This is a genomic window from Dyadobacter chenwenxiniae (genome assembly GCF_022869785.1).
Lineage (GTDB): Bacteria > Bacteroidota > Bacteroidia > Cytophagales > Spirosomataceae > Dyadobacter > Dyadobacter chenwenxiniae.
In genome coordinates this window covers 4876551-4893916 of the sequence record NZ_CP094997.1, presented here as the reverse complement: position 1 = coordinate 4893916, position 17366 = coordinate 4876551, and the positions used below count along the sequence as shown (strand labels likewise).

General features: G+C 45.7%; 12 protein-coding genes and 1 pseudogene. 9 read left to right on the top strand and 4 right to left on the bottom strand.

Features of this window, described 5'->3' with window-relative positions; all coding sequences use genetic code 11:
* Positions 1 to 138: 138 nt before the first annotated feature.
* The 9 genes and pseudogenes from MUK70_RS20850 (at position 139) to MUK70_RS20810 (ending at position 8626) form a co-directional block, all read left to right on the top strand.
* Entirely contained in the window at positions 139 to 513 is a 375-nt protein-coding gene (locus tag MUK70_RS20850) for a PadR family transcriptional regulator (protein ID WP_234607915.1), read from the top strand.
* A 29-nt stretch (positions 514 to 542) separates the two neighbouring features.
* A complete protein-coding gene (locus MUK70_RS20845; protein WP_234654970.1) occupies positions 543 to 3092 on the top strand; it encodes a PspC domain-containing protein in 2550 nt (849 codons plus the stop codon).
* A 71-nt stretch (positions 3093 to 3163) separates the two neighbouring features.
* The gene (locus MUK70_RS20840; protein WP_234607913.1) at positions 3164 to 3859 is read left to right on the top strand and encodes a head GIN domain-containing protein; all 696 of its coding nucleotides are present in this window, start codon (positions 3164 to 3166) and stop codon (positions 3857 to 3859) included.
* A gap of 168 nt (positions 3860 to 4027) precedes the next feature.
* On the top strand, positions 4028 to 4885 hold the full coding sequence (locus tag MUK70_RS20835) for an outer membrane beta-barrel protein (RefSeq protein ID WP_234654969.1): 858 nt from the start codon (positions 4028 to 4030) through the stop codon (positions 4883 to 4885).
* Positions 4886 to 4904: 19 nt separating this feature from the next.
* Complete coding sequence (locus MUK70_RS20830) at positions 4905 to 5423, top strand: acyl-CoA thioesterase (protein WP_234654968.1); 519 nt, start codon at positions 4905 to 4907, stop codon at positions 5421 to 5423.
* 54 nt (positions 5424 to 5477) lie between these two features.
* A pseudogene (locus MUK70_RS20825) lies at positions 5478 to 5847 on the top strand (Rid family detoxifying hydrolase).
* Positions 5848 to 5886: 39 nt separating this feature from the next.
* Positions 5887 to 7437: a glutamate--tRNA ligase gene (gene gltX / locus MUK70_RS20820; RefSeq protein ID WP_234654967.1), complete on the top strand. Its 1551-nt coding sequence runs from the start codon at positions 5887 to 5889 to the stop codon at positions 7435 to 7437.
* A gap of 105 nt (positions 7438 to 7542) precedes the next feature.
* Positions 7543 to 7797, top strand: a complete 255-nt coding sequence (locus MUK70_RS20815) for a hypothetical protein (RefSeq protein WP_234607908.1) — start codon at positions 7543 to 7545, stop codon at positions 7795 to 7797.
* Between the two features lie 49 nt (positions 7798 to 7846).
* Complete coding sequence (locus MUK70_RS20810; RefSeq protein ID WP_234654966.1) at positions 7847 to 8626, top strand: TIGR00266 family protein; 780 nt, start codon at positions 7847 to 7849, stop codon at positions 8624 to 8626.
* 64 nt (positions 8627 to 8690) lie between these two features.
* On the opposite strand, the gene MUK70_RS20805 is transcribed toward MUK70_RS20810, so the two are convergent.
* The 4 genes from MUK70_RS20805 to MUK70_RS20790 all read right to left on the bottom strand — a co-directional run bounded on the left by MUK70_RS20805 (position 8691) and on the right by MUK70_RS20790 (position 16812).
* Positions 8691 to 9698 carry a ligand-binding sensor domain-containing protein gene (locus MUK70_RS20805; RefSeq protein ID WP_234654965.1) on the bottom strand — a complete coding sequence of 336 codons (1008 nt, stop codon included), beginning with the start codon at positions 9696 to 9698 and terminating at the stop codon, positions 8691 to 8693.
* 78 nt (positions 9699 to 9776) lie between these two features.
* Positions 9777 to 11843, bottom strand: coding sequence for a sialate O-acetylesterase (locus MUK70_RS20800; protein ID WP_234654964.1), 2067 nt, complete (start codon positions 11841 to 11843; stop codon positions 9777 to 9779).
* Positions 11844 to 11965: 122 nt separating this feature from the next.
* Entirely contained in the window at positions 11966 to 13537 is a 1572-nt protein-coding gene (locus MUK70_RS20795; protein ID WP_234654963.1) for a RagB/SusD family nutrient uptake outer membrane protein, read from the bottom strand.
* Between the two features lie 38 nt (positions 13538 to 13575).
* On the bottom strand, positions 13576 to 16812 hold the full coding sequence (locus MUK70_RS20790) for a SusC/RagA family TonB-linked outer membrane protein (RefSeq protein WP_234654962.1): 3237 nt from the start codon (positions 16810 to 16812) through the stop codon (positions 13576 to 13578).
* Between the last annotated feature and the right edge of the window lie 554 nt (positions 16813 to 17366).

Here is a 17366-nt window from a genome sequence, read left to right as displayed (position 1 = left end):
CCTTTCATCCAAACGGCCGAATCTTTTTAACATGGTACCTTGCATCGCAAAGTACCTGTGTATACCTTTGTAATACCAGAAGGTAAAATCCTGTCTGTTAGCCATGAACTGTTACATTTAATTAACACATGAAAACACATGAATATTGAAAATGCCCAAGTGCAGATGCGGAAGGGAATTTTGGAATTCTGCATTTTGCACATCATATCCCGGGGTGAGGTATACGCTTCGGATATGTTGGATGAGCTGACTTCTGCACGGATAATGGTGGTAGAAGGCACACTTTATCCGCTTCTAACCAGGTTAAAAAATTCTGGCTGGCTGGACTATAAATGGGTGGAGTCCTCCTCGGGTCCGCCCAGGAAATATTATGTTTTGACTGATGAGGGGAAAATATTCCTGGATGCAATGCAAGCCACCTGGTTCGAGCTGGCGGAGTCTGTTCAAACGGTCATTCACCGCACAGAGGAATTGAGCAAATCTGCTTCTTCCAATCTTCCTGAACCTAACTGATCATATAGAGACATTCGATTATTACAATCATGAAAAAGACAATCAGCATAAATATAGGTGGCATTATCTTCCATATCGAGGAAGATGGCTATGAAAAGTTAAAAGGCTATCTTTTCTCCATCCAGAAATATTTCTCCTCTTTTGCCGATAGCAAAGAGATCTTATCTGACATTGAAGGAAGGATTGCAGAAAGGTTTTTGAATAAACAAAAAGCAGAAGCAAAGCAGGTTATCTCCCTTTCAGACGTGGACGAACTGATCGCCGCAATGGGAACAGTTGCTGACTTTGAGGCCATTGAGCAGGCAGAAGACATTCTTGCGGACCCATTGGAATCTGCTGCTTCAAGAGGTTATACACCAACAGAGGAGGCATACTCCTCCTCAGCATCATCTTCTTCTTATAATGCTCCCAAAACGGAACCTGTACATCCGGCTCGCCCCAGAAAACTTTACCGCGACTTGCGGCGCAAGCTTTTAGGTGGTGTTGCTGCGGGGCTTGCCCATTATTTCACCATTGACCCGATCTGGGTGAGGCTTGCATTTCTTTTTATGGTGATCGGGTTACCGGCTGGTTCGGGCATGATGAACCTGAATATGGAGGATGAATTCGGGCCGCTTTCGGGTTTTATGGTGCTGGTTTACATTGCCATGTGGGTTGCGTTTCCGGGATCAACGACTTTGGAAGAGGATACAAAAATTAAAAAATTCTATCGCGATCCGGACCGTAAAGTGGTGGGTGGCGTTGCAGCCGGTGTAGCTTCCTATTTTGGTGTGGATCTGGGTGTTGTGCGGTTTCTGTGGGTGTTATCCATACTTCTTTTTGGAACCGGCGTGTTGGTTTACATCATTCTTTGGGTGATTGCGCCAGTGGCAAATACGCTTACAGAAAAGATGGAAATGCAGGGTGAACCGATTACCCTTTCCAATATTGAATCGAATATCAAGCAGGGTCTTAGTCTGGAAGATAGATCAGGAGAGGAACATGGCGTAACCAAACTTTTACTTTTTCCTTTTCGAGCCATTGCGGCTATTATAGGAGCATTAGGCCGATTGTTAAAAGGGTTAGGTCCAATCTTACGGATTCTGATCGGCGCTTCCCTGGTTGCTATGGCGGTGTTGGGTTTGCTGGGCTTAATTATTGCAGGCGGTGTGGCACTGGGTTTGACCAATTCTGCATCATTTGACAATTTGCCAATCCCCTTCCTGATTTTTCAAGAGTTGCCTGGCGTTTTGATCTTGTCTGGGATTTTAGTTTCTGCTATTCCTTTGGTTACATTCCTGTTATTGGGTCTTACATTAATCTCTAATAAAAGAATTGTTGGTGGCTCGGTTTGGTTGACTTTACTCGGGCTTTGGATTGTAGGCATTATCGGGACGACGATCGGAGGAATTTCTTATCAAAGAAACTTTGCAAAAAGAGGTGAAGTAGTGCAATCAATTTCCTATCCTGCACCGGCTGGCACGCTGACCTTGGATTACAACTATATCAATGACGAGGAAAACGTGGATGTTGACATTAGATTGGTGGGATATGCGGCAGCTTCGGACAGCGTTAAACTTGATAAAACATTACATGCAAGAGGCCGTAGTCGTGAGGATGCAGAGAAAAATGCAAGTGGTTTGGTTTATGATATAAATGTAAAAGATTCTGTATTTACTTTCACAGAAGGCCCATTGCTGGCAGGCCATGGCCCATTCCGCGACCAGCGCATTGATCTTGCACTTCATATTCCTTACAACAAACAATTTGTAATGAAGCGTGATTTTTACTTCTTAATGAATCGCTGGAGTCAAAAAAGTACGGAGCTTTATGATCTTGATAGGGACGACGTAAATTTCAATGAACTGACCTGGGAAATGCGTCGGGATTCAGGTTTGGTTTGTGTCAATTTGCCCGCCAAATTTTTGAAAAGCGAAACAGATGAAAACGATGAGAATTCAGGTTATTCATTTGATTATGACGAAAGCAGCGATCTTGAACTGGGTGAACGCGGTAATTTTAGCAAACAATTTCCAGTAGGAGATTTCAATAAAATAGACATTGGCGGCGCTTATTCGATCATTATCCGTCAGGGAAGCGATTACTCGGTAACCGCAGACAGTGAAGAGCCGGCGGACGTGGACGACTTAAAAGTATACGTTGAGAATGGCACACTACGTGTGAAAAGGGATAGGGAATTCAGTCTTTTTGATTCTGAAAAATGGAAACGGATTGGTTTGGTGATCACTATGCCGAAAATAGAAGACCTTTCTCTGTCAGGTGCCAACAAAACTTTGGTAACAGGTTTTGCGGGCCTTACCAAATTGCGGGTTGACATTTCCGGCGCATCCAAATCTGAAATCAACGTTGAAGCAGATCAGCTGGATGTGAGTATTTCCGGTGCTTCCAAGGCAACATTGAAAGGATCTGCGCGGTCGGTTAACCTGGACGCTTCCGGTGCTTGCAAGCTGGAAGCCACGGAATTAAACGTTCAGACTGCCGAAGTCGATGCTTCCGGTGCTTCGAAAGTTGAGCTGGGAAGGGTTCCTAGCATCAGGCGCCATGCAAGCGGTGCCAGCAAGATCAATGTGCAAGAATAATTTGTGTCGATGCAACTTTTCACAAAACCTGCGCATCTTTCAAAAAATCCCAATCTTATAAATTTAAGACAATGAAAAAGATCACCTCATTTTCTATCGCGGCGCTGATGATGCTCGTATGCTCCATGGCAGCGAATGCGCAGGATACCAGAAATTTCAACCTGTCAGGTTTCAGCAAGCTCTCAATGGGCAGTGCATTTCGCATTGAGGTTAAGCAGGGAAGTAAATACAGCATTACAACAAGCGGACGTCCCGAGGATCTGGACGATCTGGAAGCAACGATTAAAGGCGATGCCCTTCATTTGGGATATAAGGGCAACGGCTGGAACAAAAATCGGAAAACGGTCAGTGTTAACATCACAATGCCTTCCTTGGACGCAGTTGATTTTTCAGGTGCATCGAAAGCCAATGTGGCTCCTTTTTCAGGTGTAAAGCATATGGATATCGAAGTTTCCGGCGCCTCACAGGTGAATATGGAATTTTCTGCACCGAAAGTGACATTTGAATTGTCCGGCGCATCTTCCCTGATCCTGGTAGGGCAGGGTGACGTTTTGAACGGCGAAGTTTCAGGAGCCTCGTCCTTCAAAGGCCGTGACTTTTCTGCCAAAACGGTTAATATAGATGCATCGGGAGCTAGCAGTGCAGCAGTGGTTGCGAGCAATGCGGTGCATGCCGAGGCAAGCGGGGCGAGCAGCATTCGCTATTCCGGGTCTGCCAAAGACATTCATTCCAGCACTTCCGGCGCAAGCTCCGTTAAAAGGGACTAGCATAACCACCCCTGATTATTGAAACAAAAAGCCGGCTCTGTCCGGCTTTTTGTTTTTGTGAGGCCAACGAAAAAGTAACAAATTAGGTTAAGAGTAATATATTTACGGACTTTACCTTCTCTATAATCCTTCATTTAGCAACAGATCAAAAACTTTTACCAGAGGAAAATGAGAAGAAAATGCTATACTAAATACGCTGCTGCACAAGCATTCTTTTTAATTCTCACATGGATAGGTGCATTGCAGGTTTCGGCTCAAAACAAATCCGGAAGATATGTCAATCCATTCGGCGTCATGAGCGTGACTGCTGGCGTGGGCGTGGCCTATTACATGGGCGACCTGACGGATGGCGTGAATATGAAACATTTGGGATTAGGGCCGTCGATTTCGCTTGGAGGGCTTTACCGCTTGACCGAGCGTGTCAGCGCACGTGGTGAACTGCGGTTTTACAAAGTTTCAGCCGATCAGAAATATTCCAAAAACGCACAGAATAACCTCTCTTTCAAGACATTCAATCCCGACATTAACCTGGGCATCCAAGCAGATTTGTTCTCTTTTAATAGTCAGCCGCGCATCAATCCATATCTTTTTGGAGGCATAGGGTTTACATTATTGAGTCCAAAAGCAAAAATTGACGGTGAATGGCACAGCCTGGCTCCGTTGCGGACAGAAGGCATAAAATACAAGCGCCTACCATTGGTTTTTACAGCGGGAATTGGTGTTTCAATCAAAACCACAGAAAGGCTAAGCCTTGGTTTGGAGCTTTGCAACAACTTCCTTAATTCCGATTACCTCGACGATGTCAGCACAGTATACCCCAATCCCGACCAGTTGCCCAGCGATTTGGCCAGAAGATTGTCGGATCGTTCACCCGAAATCGGTTTGGAGCCGAGACAACCGGGTTGGAACCGGGGAAGCGCAAAGAGCAAAGACAGTTATTTATTCTTTCAGGTCCGCGGCACTTACCTGATCGGCAACCGCCAGCAGGCCATTGAGCGCAGGAAAACCCGTTGTCCCAAATTCTAATACAAATTAATTTTCATACATGTTAAAGGCCAAACATCCACACCAGTCTGAGGTGACCATGACCGAAATGGTGCTTCCCAACGATACCAATACATTGAATAATCTGATGGGAGGCAGGCTTTTACATTGGATGGACATTTGCGCAGCTATTGCCGCTCAGAAGCATTCGAACCGCATTGTTGTAACCGCTTCGGTGGATAATGTTTCATTTACTGAACCCATTAAGCTCGGAAACATTGTAACAATGCAGGCCAAAGTAACCCGCGCATTCAACTCTTCCATGGAAGTTTTTCTGGAAGTGTGGGCTGAGGACATTCCTGCCGGGCAGCGCGTGAGTACAAACCGCGCCTTTTACACATTCGTTGCCGTGGATCAAAACGGCCGTCCTATTGAAGTGCCGCCTTTGGAACCCGAGACGCCAGAGGAACATGATTTGTATTTGAGTGCGCTTCGCCGCCGTCAGCTTCGCCTTGTTCTGGCTGGTCGAATGAAACCTGCGGACGCTATCGAATTGAAAGCACTTTTTCAGGTTAATTAAGTCAGGCTTCCTGCTTTATTTTTGGTATTTTTACGGCATAAAAACATTCAGCTTATGCCAAAAGAGATCATATTTTCAGATAAAGCGCCTGCTCCGATCGGGCCTTACAGCCAGGCCGTTAAAATAAACGGAACCCTTTATGTTTCAGGCCAGATCGCGGGCAGAACTTGCCAAATCAGGCGACATTAAAGCCGAAACCGGGATCGTAATGCAAAACATCGGGCACATTCTGGGTGCAGCCAAATTAGGCTTTCAGCATGTGGTGAAATCGACGATTTTCCTAAAAGATATGAACGACTTTGCGGCTGTGAATGAGGTTTACGGCAGCTTTTTTACCAAAGAACCGCCTGCAAGGGAAACGGTTCAGGTTGCGCGACTTCCTAAGGACGTTAATGTTGAAATATCCGTCGTTGCAGTCGAGTAAGACGCACGAAATCATCCAGTACATTTTAGTTTAGAATAAATGAATAATAAACCTGTCCGGGTAAGATTTGCCCCCAGCCCGACCGGCCCGCTGCATGCAGGCGGCGTCCGCACTGCCTTGTATAACTATTTGTTTGCACGCCAGCAGGGTGGACAAATGTTGCTTCGCATTGAAGATACAGACCAGAACCGCTACGTTCCGGGCGCGGAAGAATACATTTTGGAAGCATTGGAATGGCTCGGTATAACCATAGACGAAGGTCCGCAGCAAGGCGGCCCGCATACGCCTTACCGCCAGTCGGAACGGAAAGAAATGTATCGCGAATATGCAGAGAGGCTTGTTGCCGAGGGAAAAGCATATTACGCTTTTGATACGGCAGAAGAGCTGGATGCCATGCGCAAACGTCTGGAAGCGGCCAAGGTTGCTGCTGCCCAGTACAATGCGATCACGCGGATGGAAATGACAAACTCGCTGACATTATCCGCGGAAGAAACCAAATCCAGACTTGATAGCGGCGAAGCATATGTGATCCGGATGAAGATAATGCCAAAAGAAGACATTCGTTTCAATGACCTGATCCGTGGCTGGGTGGTTGTGCATTCATCGCAGATCGATGATAAAGTGCTTTTGAAATCCGACGGCATGCCCACTTACCATTTGGCCAACATTGTGGACGACCATTTGATGGGCATTACGCACGTGATCCGTGGTGAAGAATGGCTTCCTTCTGCACCATTGCACGTTTTGTTATATCGTTTTTTGGGTTGGGAAAGCACCATGCCACAGTTTGCGCACCTTCCATTGCTGCTAAAACCAGACGGAAACGGTAAGCTGTCCAAGCGCGACGCAGATCTCGGAGGTTTCCCGATTTTCCCTCTCGAGTGGACCGATCCGAATACAGGCGACAAAGCCAAAGGTTTCCGGGAAGAAGGTTATTTCGCGGATGCAACGGCCAATTTCCTTGCCTTGCTAGGCTGGAATGCCGGAACCGAGCAGGAACTTTTTAATATGGAAGAGCTGATTGCCGCATTCAGTTTCGAGCGTGTGCATAAGGCCGGGGCGCGATTTGACATTCAGAAAGCCAACTGGTTCAATCAGCAATATCTTAAAAACCTGGATGACACAACGCTTATTGAACAGGCGAAACCGCTTTTTGCAGCACAGAACATCCATGTTACCCACGAACAAGTGGCGCAAATTGTCTTTTTGCTGAAAGACCGCGTGCATTTTGTGAAGGAGATTGTAAGCGAATCCCGCTTTTTGTTCAATACACCTGAAACCTACGATCAGGAGCTGGTTTTGAAAAAATGGGATGAACAGGCAGTAACCGCAATTTCCGGATTTAAAGATGCGCTTACGACATTTGAGGCGGAATTTACAGCACATAATATTAAAGAAAACCTGGCAGCCACAATGGAATCGCTGGGCATAAAAATGGGTAAAATCATGCAGGCGCTCCGTCTTGCGCTCACAGGCGAAGGCCACGGACCGGACCTGATGGTAACGATGGAAATTTTGGGAAAAGATGAAGTTGTAAAACGACTGGATAATGCCCTGACCCGTTTACCAGCGCAAATTCGCCTGGCATAATTGTGATATGACCGTTGGATCAAAATGACTTGGTGACCGGAACGCTGTTCCATAATTTAGTAATCAATCGAAATGACCGCTTTGCGGCGAATTGCTTTCAAACACATGGCTAAGAAAAAACAAAACGATACGACCAAACCGGTTCCTGAAAAGCCGAGGGTTCATAAAGACCTGGACGGTTTCGACATTCAGATCAATTCATTCGGAGAGATCACGACGAGTTTCGACATGGACCGTATCAATGAATTTTTGAACAAAAATGTGGACGATAAAAAACTCCGGGACCGTGAAGACATTCCAGGACGCAAAACGCGCAAAAAGAAGAAGACCAGCGAGGAAGAGGAGGAAGAAGAAGAGTAGCAATCGGTCATTGCAGTTCAGCTTAATCAAATAAACCTTTTACGCAAAGATGATCTCACACGAAATTGATTACAAAATTATTGGCGACGATATCCAGGTCGTAGAAATTGAGCTGGATCCGAATGAAACCGTTATCGCAGAAGCAGGCGCAATGCTTTTCATGGAAGACGGAATAGAGTTTCAGACTAAAATGGGTGATGGCTCCGAGGCGAACCAGAGCATTATGGGTAAGATTTTCCAGGCTGGAACACGGTTGATCACGGGTGAGTCGCTTTTTATGACCCACTTTACAAACAGGGGCTACGGCAAGAAAAAGGTGGCATTTGCAGCCCCTTACCCGGGAACCGTGATGCCGATTGATCTTTCCAAAATATATGGAAATGAACTGATTGTGCAGAAAGACGGCTTTTTGTGCGCTGCCATGGGAACGAGCATGAAAATTCACTTTAACCAGCGTTTTGGGTCAGGCTTGTTTGGCGGAGAAGGTTTTATTTTACAGAAAATCAAAGGCGATGGAATGGCGTTCGTGCATGCGGGCGGCGTGGTGATCGAGCGTCAGTTGAATAACGAAACATTACGCGTGGATACAGGTTGCGTGGTTGCATTCGAGCAATCATTAAGCTTCGATATTCAACGTTCAGGCGGCCTGAAATCGATGGTTTTCGGCGGCGAAGGCATGTTCCTGGCTACATTGCGCGGAACGGGCCGCTGCTGGATCCAGTCCATGCCGATCTCAAAACTCATCCAACGCCTGGCCGTAATGGGACCTAATTCAGGGAAAGAAAGTGGTTCGGTTATTGGTGGTTTGGGGAGATTGTTCGAAGATTAACACTTCGGCTGCTCAGTGTGACAAAGCGTTTGTCACACTGAGCAGCCGAAGTGTTATCCTTTTTTTATTTCAAAATATATAAACCTTCGCCGGTTCCCAGCCACATTTCACCGTTTGGGTTTTCAGCAAAAGCGAAAATTCCACTTGTTCCTAACTTTATAAACTTCCATTCCTTTCCATTGAAAATGCCGCATTCTTTGTCGGCGCTGGAAAAGGATGCCCAAAGATTTCCGTTTTTATCCGAGTAAATTGATCGAGTGCTGTAGATCAGCGATTGTTCATCAGGCAAGCTTACAACTTGCGCTTTGCTGCCATTAAACTTAAAAATTTGCGGCCTTCCAGTGATCATTAAACTCGACAAACCATAATCAATGGACGCCACCAGTTCATTGTTTTTGTTGACGACAAGGTTGCCGAAATGATAAGGTTTAAACCCTAACTCCTTTGATCCGGCAACAGAAATGATGTCATCCGCGCCTATTTTGGCGAGGGAACCTTCATCGACGCCATCATTAAGCGCGACCCAAACCTCGTTGGATTGATTTATTGTAATGCTTTGAACCATATTTCCGGGCAATTTGGAATTGGCCGGGGTGAATGTTTTGAATGTTGCTCCGTCATATTTTACCAATCCGCCTGATTGAAAACTGCTGCATGAAAACCAGATATTATGGCTTGCATCGATCGCTATGGACTGAACGGCGTTCTTTGGTAATCCAAATTGCTGCGCTTCATATCTTGTAAACTTTGATCCGTCATATTTAATAAGGTTGTCGCTGCCGATCCAGACGTTATCCGTTTTGTCAATCTCAATGTCTCTAATGGCAGCGCCTGTAAGTATGGAATTGGAGGAATCGAATATTTTGGCCGTCACACCATCATACTTGATTAAGCCTTGTTGGAGTGTTCCAAGCCATGCATTGCCCTTTTTGTCGAAAGCAATGCTTGTAATGAAGTAATCGTTTAAGGTGATAGCAGCCAATGTGCGGCCATCAGGAGTGACTTCGTCTGCGTTTTTCTTGCAAGAGCTGAACAAGAGCAGAGTGGCACAGATGATTGTAAAGTTCTTCATGAGCATTCAAGGTTAGGTTACAATCCGCATGGACACCAATGCTTTTAATTAAGTTGGAATGTGCTGATGGTCATAACCTTAGTCAACATAAAACATCCGTTGCGTACTTGTGCTGCTTTCTGTCACAATGCGTAAAATGTAAATGCCAGCCGGCAAAGGGTAATGCGGCCGGACTGCGAGCAAACCAATGATCTCCCGGTCGGACACAAATAATGGGTGCGCTCGTCCGGCCACGTCAAAAAGCGAAAGTTGTGGAGCAGGCTTATTTTTATCGCATTCCAGATAAAATGCCTGTTTTGTAACAGGATTGGGGAATGCGACAAGCTGGGGCAGTGCGCCGGGTTCCAACACAGTCACAATGGGCGAGTAGGAGGTCGTTCCATCTGTATATTCCAGCCTTATCCGGTAGAAAATTATTTTAGCGTCAATGTCCGCATCCGTATAAGCGTACACGCCCGAGCTTATTCCGTTATCGGAAACATTGTATTGTTGCAGGTCAGTGTAAGTATCGCCGTTTGTTGTTTTTTCCAACACCATCCTTCGCATTCCCGGATTAGGCGCGACTAACCAGGTCAAATCGACGGATTGATTTTCCTTCACAGCTTTGATCGTGTTAACAACCTGAACGGATCTGTACGCATTGTTCACAAAGAAAAGTGACGAAGTGCTTCCGGCAAGATTTGGGGACGTTCCAGCTAGCCGAATGCTGTATTGTCCGTTTGCGAGATTATCGGGCAGCTTAATGAGCAGCGGATTTTCACTGCCTACGCCAACTGTGTCCACGAACTTCCCGCTTTCATCAAACAGCTCTGCACGTAACGAAAGCCCTTCTTCATTTTTACCAAAAATTCTGTAACCGATGTGAAAAGAGGCGCCTGGAAAAGCGGTTGAAGGCACAATCCCGGTATGGATGGAGTTGGCCGGTTGTATCGGGGTGATTTGCTTAAATAATGAATCGGTCAACGCCCTGTTCCATGCAGAGGCGGCTAGGGTCAAACCCTGGATGCCGCCGGGCACATTTTCGAAATGTTCGGAAACGGGCCGGGGAATTTGAATCGTGTCCAGGTTCGGGCCGGGGAAGTTATTAAAGCCTTTGATTGAAGAAAGTCGGATTTGTGCATTGATAACGGGCAAATAGGGCTCCTTAATGATGTTGCTGGCTGAGTTCCTGGCAATAATCCAAGGCACATTGTAACCCGCATCGGCCCGGGTTTTTGTAATAAGGGTTTGAATGTTATTGAAATAATCTTGTTCGGTAAATTTCAGTTGGGCATCATTCTCTCCATGCGACCAAAGCACTGCACGGAGGCCCAGCCACGAATTCATATGGCGGATCGTATTCACAATGTTGGAGTAAGGCTGTCTGTTTGGCCAGAATTTTCCCACATAGGGATTAAAAGCATCTTTCCCGGAAGCAGCATCGCGATAACTGTCAGAATTCGCGGCTGCCCACGCTGCATTCATAAAAAGGACTGGTGTTTTGAGCCGTTTGGAAAGCAAGTCGCCCAGCTCACCCCAATACCAGGCCGTTTCCCCCGACGGGAAAATAAAGTTATCTTCTCCCAAAACATCAAAGGTCGGCTTACCCATCGGCTCGTCCGGCGAAACGGTGATATTTTCGGGATTTAGCACTTTATTGACCGCATTAAATGAAATCACATCGTTGGAAGCACTTTTCGCGCCAAGTCCCGGCAGACCCATCGCATTGGAATTCCCAGCCACCAAAAGAACTTCGCCCACACCAACCCTTGCGACTGAAACGGAATCAATATTTCCGTTCGGCATAACAGCTGTTATTTTCAACCTGTACCAGCCGGTCTTCACGCTGATTGAAGCGGAAAGAAATCCCTGGCGGAGTTGTTCTTCATCAAAATTCCAAACCTGCTCTTTATTGATATTGCCGGAAATCGGAACAAGCCTGCCTTCAATGCTCGCATAAGGTTGGAAAGCATAAACACTAATTGCTACGGAAGCAGAGCCGTTAAGATCGCGCTGGATGATCTGATTATTGCTGGGCGCGGTTAATGTTATCTGAGCATTTGCAGAAAGCGCGAAGGTTAGTAAGAATGCAGCGTATATCCAACCCAAAACCGCCAGGCTACTTTTAAACAGACCCACGCAATGTTTTGGGACAATTTCAGTCATAGGCTTCCTGTGTAATTCGGTTACAATTTCAATTTACGTTAATTACGCAGCAGCACCTATGGTTATTGCATAAAAAAAGAGCCGGCCCAAACTGGACCGGCTCTCGCAAAAAAACTTATTGATTATCCGTCGTAACCTGGGTTTTGTGGTTTCAGGTTAGGGCTGTTTCTCATTTCTTGAAGTGGAATTGGGAACAACAAATGTTTTTCCAACAAAGGAGCGCCGCCAGAAACATTCAGGTTGCGGTGACCTATAAAGTTGTCAAAACCTTTTGTTGTTTCGTTGAACACTTTGCGCAGGCGAACCATGTCAAACCAGGTGATTCCTTCGTAAGCGAATTCATACCAGCGTTCACGCCAAACTGCTTCGCGGAAAGTAGCAGCTGTAAATGTGCCCTGAGCAGGTGTTTTCAATTCTGCACGGTCACGGATGCGCTTGTATGCATCATAAGCTTCTTTATTCACACCACCCACTTCGTTCTGTGCTTCTGCATAAATCAAAAGTACTTCTGCGTAACGGATCTGGTTAACATTCAGGTTGTTAAGCCTTGTTGGCGTTATGCCTGGGCCACCCAGCGCAGCAATGTTGAAATACTTAAATACGTAGGGAGCACCAAGTTCAAATTTAGCACCTGTACCGTTCTCATAGTATGAGGTATAAAACCATCCTTCCTGATCCTTGGTACGAAGGTCGCCTTTTTCATAAGAATTGTAGAACGATAGGGTAGGCACTGTACTTCCTGTTCCGCTGGGACCTGCATAGGTTACAGCTTTGAAGTTCGGGAAGAAGTCGTTCAACGGGAAACCAGCAACTACTGTGTTGTACTGGATCTGGAAAATATGCTCAACCCTGTTTTTCAGGTTTTCCTGGTGCAATTCCCTGTAAGTAGGGAACAGGTTCAGCGTTGAAGGATTCGCTTTTGAAAAGGTGATCACTTCCAATGCTTTGTCTGCCGCCAGCTTGTAATGCGAAGCTCCTTTGCTCAATGGAAAGCCCGCCATAGTCAGATAAACCTTCGACAGAAGGGACTTAACTGCTATTTTTGAAACGCGTCCGTTTGTATTGAAATCGGCTAATCCGGCAGCCTCAGCATCTGCAAGGTCTGCTACGATCTGGGTGTAAATTTCCTCCTGAGATGATTTTGAAGGGAAGAAGTCATCCGATTCAACAACTTGCGGCAAAGTGATCAGCGGAGCATCGCCCCATAGCCTTACCACGTAGAAGTAAGCCCAGGCACGAAGAAATTTCGCTTCTCCGATCAGTCTTGTTTTTTGCGCTTCATTTGCAGCCGGGAAAGTAATACCCGGGATCTTTTCAATAGCCAGGTTAGCATTCGCGATCACGCGGTAAAGTCCGTTCCAGAAGTTGGCAATGTGGCCTGTATTACCATCGTAAATAAGCGCATACAGGTTATTCAAATCCGAATTCTGGCCGGTTTCAGTTGTAGCCGTTCCCGTAACCGCTTCCAGCATTTGCCAGTTGGCAGAGAAAATACCAGCACTTTCACCATAAAAACGCGTCTCTGCATAAGTTGCAGCAACCGCAGCCTCGGCGTGATCAGGAAGTGTATAGAACACATCCGGTTGAAGGTTGGATGGGTCCTGCTCGTCGAGGAAGTCGGAGCAGCTTGTCGGGCCCAGTAGGATTGCCCCGAAGAGCAAAAGTTTGGAAATCGTTATTTTATGTAGTTTCATACTAAATGTCATTTGTTATAATACCAATAATCTGGTTGTTAGAATGATACCTGGATACCGCCCATGTAAGTGGTTGGCCGGGGATAGCTGTGCCAGATCATACCTTGTGAGAAAACGTTGTCTGTATCTCCACCACGGATCGGTGTTTGCTCTGGGTCGCCATGTGGGTATTTGCTAAGCAGGAAGAAGTTCTGAGCTGACACATATAGTCTCAATCTGCTCATTTTCAGCTTGCTTGCAAGTTCAGACGGGAAGTTATAACCCAACAACAAGTTACGGCCGCGAAGGAATGAACCATCGAAGATCCAGCGTGTATCCACGTTGGTAACATAACCAGCTTTTGTATCACGAACCTGCGCAATCATAGTATTCTGATTTTCCGGTGTCCATGCATCCAATACGGTTGCGTAGCTGTTAGCTAGCGCCTGACGGTCTTCGCTGGCGTGCAGGTTCATGTCCATCAAGTCGTTTCCGTACGAGAATTGCAGGTCAAGCGTCATGTCGAAGTTTCCTAAACGCAAAGAGTTGGAAAGTGTTCCCCAGCCTTTTGGGCTACCATTACCAATGATCATACGGTCCGCGTCAGTGATTGCATTGTCCTTGTTTACATCAAGATATTTCACGTCACCAGGAAGCATTTTCAGGTTACCACGGTAGCTGGTGAATTTGGCAGCTTCGTCTCTTTCAGCTTCGCTCCAAGTTCCAAGACGTGTAAGTCCCCAGAACGCACCCACAGGCTCTCCGATACGGATAATGCTGGTTTGGTTTGTAATAGAAGGACCGCCCACTCCGAAGATATCCGAAGGCGTTGCCAGCGACAATACTTTATTTCTGTTGAAAGAGATATTAAAGTTAGTGTTCCATGAGAAATTAGCGCTCTCAATGTTCACTGTGTTCAAAGCAAACTCAAATCCTTTGTTCTCCATAGAACCGATGTTCTTTCTAATGGTCGCGTAACCGCTTGTACGTGGAACGGGTGCATCCAAAAGCATGTCGGTGGTTTTACGATAGTAGTAATCAGCTTCGAACGAGATTCTTCCTTTCAGGAAGCTAATTTCCAGACCAGCGTCGGTTTGAGCTGTTTTTTCCCATTTCAAATCCTTATTTTCCAATCTGTTGATACCTGTTCCGCTGATACGCGTATCACTGTAAACCGCTGCATAGTTGGATCTCAACAATGGCAGCGACGAATATGGCGGAATTTCAGAGTTACCTGTCAAACCATAGCTGGTACGCAGTTTCAAGTTAGAAATCAATGTATTGCCTTTCAGGAATTCTTCATCAGATACTTTCCATGCAAATGCAGCCGAAGGGAAGAATGCAAATTTGTGGTTATCCCCGAATTTGGAAGAACCATCCGCACGACCTGTAACGGTGAACAAATATTTCTCAAGCAATGTGTAGTTCACACGGCCGAAATAAGAGTTAAACGCATAACGCTGCGCACCTGAAACGTAAGGGTTTGAAGATGGCAGTACAGAACCCGCGCCAATATTATCAAAGCCAAAGTAATCGGTCGAGAAGTTTTGCGAACCTACACCTGTTGTGCTGATATTGGTTTCCTGCCAGGATATACCGGCCAGAAAATTAAGGGAATGGATTCCAAACGTTTTGTTATAGGTCAACAAGTTTTCCCATGACCAGAAAAGCTCTTTTCTGGTTTCTTTTCTGGCTGTTCCCAGTTCGTTAGGCGTCAATGAACGCGTTTGAGACTGGTTCACTTCCTGATCGATAATATTCACACCCAATACTGAGCGGAATTCCAGACCTTTTGCCAGGGTAACATTTCCGTAAAAGCTACCCAATGTTGTTTGCGTCTTCAGATTGTATTTACGTCCGTTCAAGCGGTGTACCGAGCTGAAAGCACCTTCTGCACCCGGATAATCGCGGTTGTTGGCATACGTTCCGTCTGGATATTTAACCGGCATGAAAGGGAAGTCCTCCACCATCTGGCGGGGAACAGCGTCGTTAATATCGACAAGGTTTTCAGCCTGGTTGTTGTAGCTCAATGTTCCACCGATGCGCAACCATTTTTTAACCTGGTCATCCAAGCTGAAACGTGTTGAATAGCGTTTCAAATAAGATGTTTTGATCAAACCCTGATCATCGCGGTAGTTGAGTGACAACGAGTAAGTCGTTTTGTTGTTACCACCGCTGAAACCAAGCTGGTGGTTCTGAGAAACACGGCTTTGTGTTGACTCTTTAAACCAGTCGGTGTCATAATTTGGAGAGAATGTTCCGTCAGCATTCTTGGTGAAAACGTCCGGGTGAGCAGCAGCCAACTGTGCACGGCGCACAAGCGGATCGTGCGTCTTGTATTTGCCGGCAGCCCAGCCCGCAGGGTCAAACTTCTCCATATTTCTGTAAGACAGATCTTCTACCGCCATGTATTCTTTGGCGTTCAGCACCTTGGCTCTTTTGGGTCCTGCCGTTGGCACGCTCAGGTCCAAACCGTAAGTGATAACACCTTCGCCGGACTTGCCTCTTCTGGTGGTGATCATAATCACACCATTCGCACCTCTTGCTCCATAAATAGCAGTTGAAGACGCATCTTTCAAAACCTCAACAGATACAATATCATTCGGGTTAATAAAGTCGATCGCCTGGCTTTGCTGGTTTTGGTTACCTTGTGGCAACATTACTCCGTCCACAACGTACAATGGGTTGTTAGAAGAGTTGATAGAACTGAAACCACGGATACGAACATTGGAACGACCGCCCGGACGACCTGAGTTCACGTTCACCTGTACACCCGAAATTTTGCCCTGCAGTGCCTGGTTCAGTGAAGGAGCTGGTCTTTCTCTCAACTGCTCTTCTTTAACCGAACCAACAGAACCTGTTAAATCCGATTTCTTTGCGGTACCGTACCCGATTACGACAACCTCGCTGAGTGCTTTGGAATCAGACTGCATAGCCAGGTCAATAGTGCTTTGGTTGCCTACTGCCACTTCCTGTCCAACATATCCTACAAAGCTGAAAACCAGTGTGCCGCCGGCATCGGGAATAGAAAGTGTATAATTTCCTGATCCGTCCGTGGTAGTTCCTGTGCTTGTTCCTTTGAGAACCACGTTTACGCCAGGAAGGCCTTCGTTATTGTCTTTATCGGTTACTCTTCCTTTTAATGTCTTGTCAAGCTTGATGTTTGCTACGGTCCCTGGGGCAACGTTCATGTTGGCGGTTGCCAGCATAGGGCTCGAGAGAGCCGGGATCAGAACAAGGGCATTTCGAAGATTCCTCATCCGAAACATCCATTGGTTGGTATCGGTATTTTTCATGTAGTGGTTTGTTAAACGTTTTTCATAGATCTGCGTAATGCGTAATTGATTTTGACTTTAATGTTTAGCATAGTCTTTGTTCATCGTGAATAATAGTTTGAATGGTGAGGAATTGGTATATATTATGTTATGGTTAATATTCAATTAATTCAATTGTGAAAACTGCATAGTTATGGCTTTGACAGATTATGAATGCCTATAAGTTTACTGTGAGATGATTTTTGATTTGAATACTAAATGTAACAATCCTTTATTAGCAGGGTGTCAGACGTGTGATTTTCCTAATGCCAGCGTAACTTTCTTAATTGTTTTGAAGGTGCGCACAACACAAGCTCATAACCTATGATATTTTTAAAAGTCTTAAAAATACGTTGCAATATTATAATAAATAACAATAAATTTCGAATGACTGTAAGAGAAAAAATAGAATTTTCTGTGCAAACGTTTGCATAAATCCACTCATATTTGATCAATTTTCGCTTGGAATCAATTAGTTAACCGCCTGTTTACATAAAAAAGCCTTGTTAGATTTCTGGTTTTGTAACCGAAAAGTA

Bases quoted from the DNA above. Each gene is read 5' to 3' on its own strand.
- MUK70_RS20810 (WP_234654966.1), top strand. From the start codon at position 7,847: ATGATCTCACACGAAATTGATTACAAAATTATTGGCGACGATATCCAG.
- MUK70_RS20805 (WP_234654965.1), bottom strand. From the start codon at position 9,698: ATGAAGAACTTTACAATCATCTGTGCCACTCTGCTCTTGTTCAGCTCT.
- MUK70_RS20815 (WP_234607908.1), top strand. From the start codon at position 7,543: ATGGCTAAGAAAAAACAAAACGATACGACCAAACCGGTTCCTGAAAAG.
- MUK70_RS20795 (WP_234654963.1), bottom strand. From the start codon at position 13,537: ATGAAACTACATAAAATAACGATTTCCAAACTTTTGCTCTTCGGGGCA.
- MUK70_RS20790 (WP_234654962.1), bottom strand. From the start codon at position 16,812: ATGAAAAATACCGATACCAACCAATGGATGTTTCGGATGAGGAATCTT.
- MUK70_RS20835 (WP_234654969.1), top strand. From the start codon at position 4,028: ATGAGAAGAAAATGCTATACTAAATACGCTGCTGCACAAGCATTCTTT.
- gltX (WP_234654967.1), top strand. From the start codon at position 5,887: ATGAATAATAAACCTGTCCGGGTAAGATTTGCCCCCAGCCCGACCGGC.
- MUK70_RS20850 (WP_234607915.1), top strand. From the start codon at position 139: ATGAATATTGAAAATGCCCAAGTGCAGATGCGGAAGGGAATTTTGGAA.
- MUK70_RS20800 (WP_234654964.1), bottom strand. From the start codon at position 11,843: ATGACTGAAATTGTCCCAAAACATTGCGTGGGTCTGTTTAAAAGTAGC.
- MUK70_RS20830 (WP_234654968.1), top strand. From the start codon at position 4,905: ATGTTAAAGGCCAAACATCCACACCAGTCTGAGGTGACCATGACCGAA.
- MUK70_RS20840 (WP_234607913.1), top strand. From the start codon at position 3,164: ATGAAAAAGATCACCTCATTTTCTATCGCGGCGCTGATGATGCTCGTA.
- MUK70_RS20845 (WP_234654970.1), top strand. From the start codon at position 543: ATGAAAAAGACAATCAGCATAAATATAGGTGGCATTATCTTCCATATC.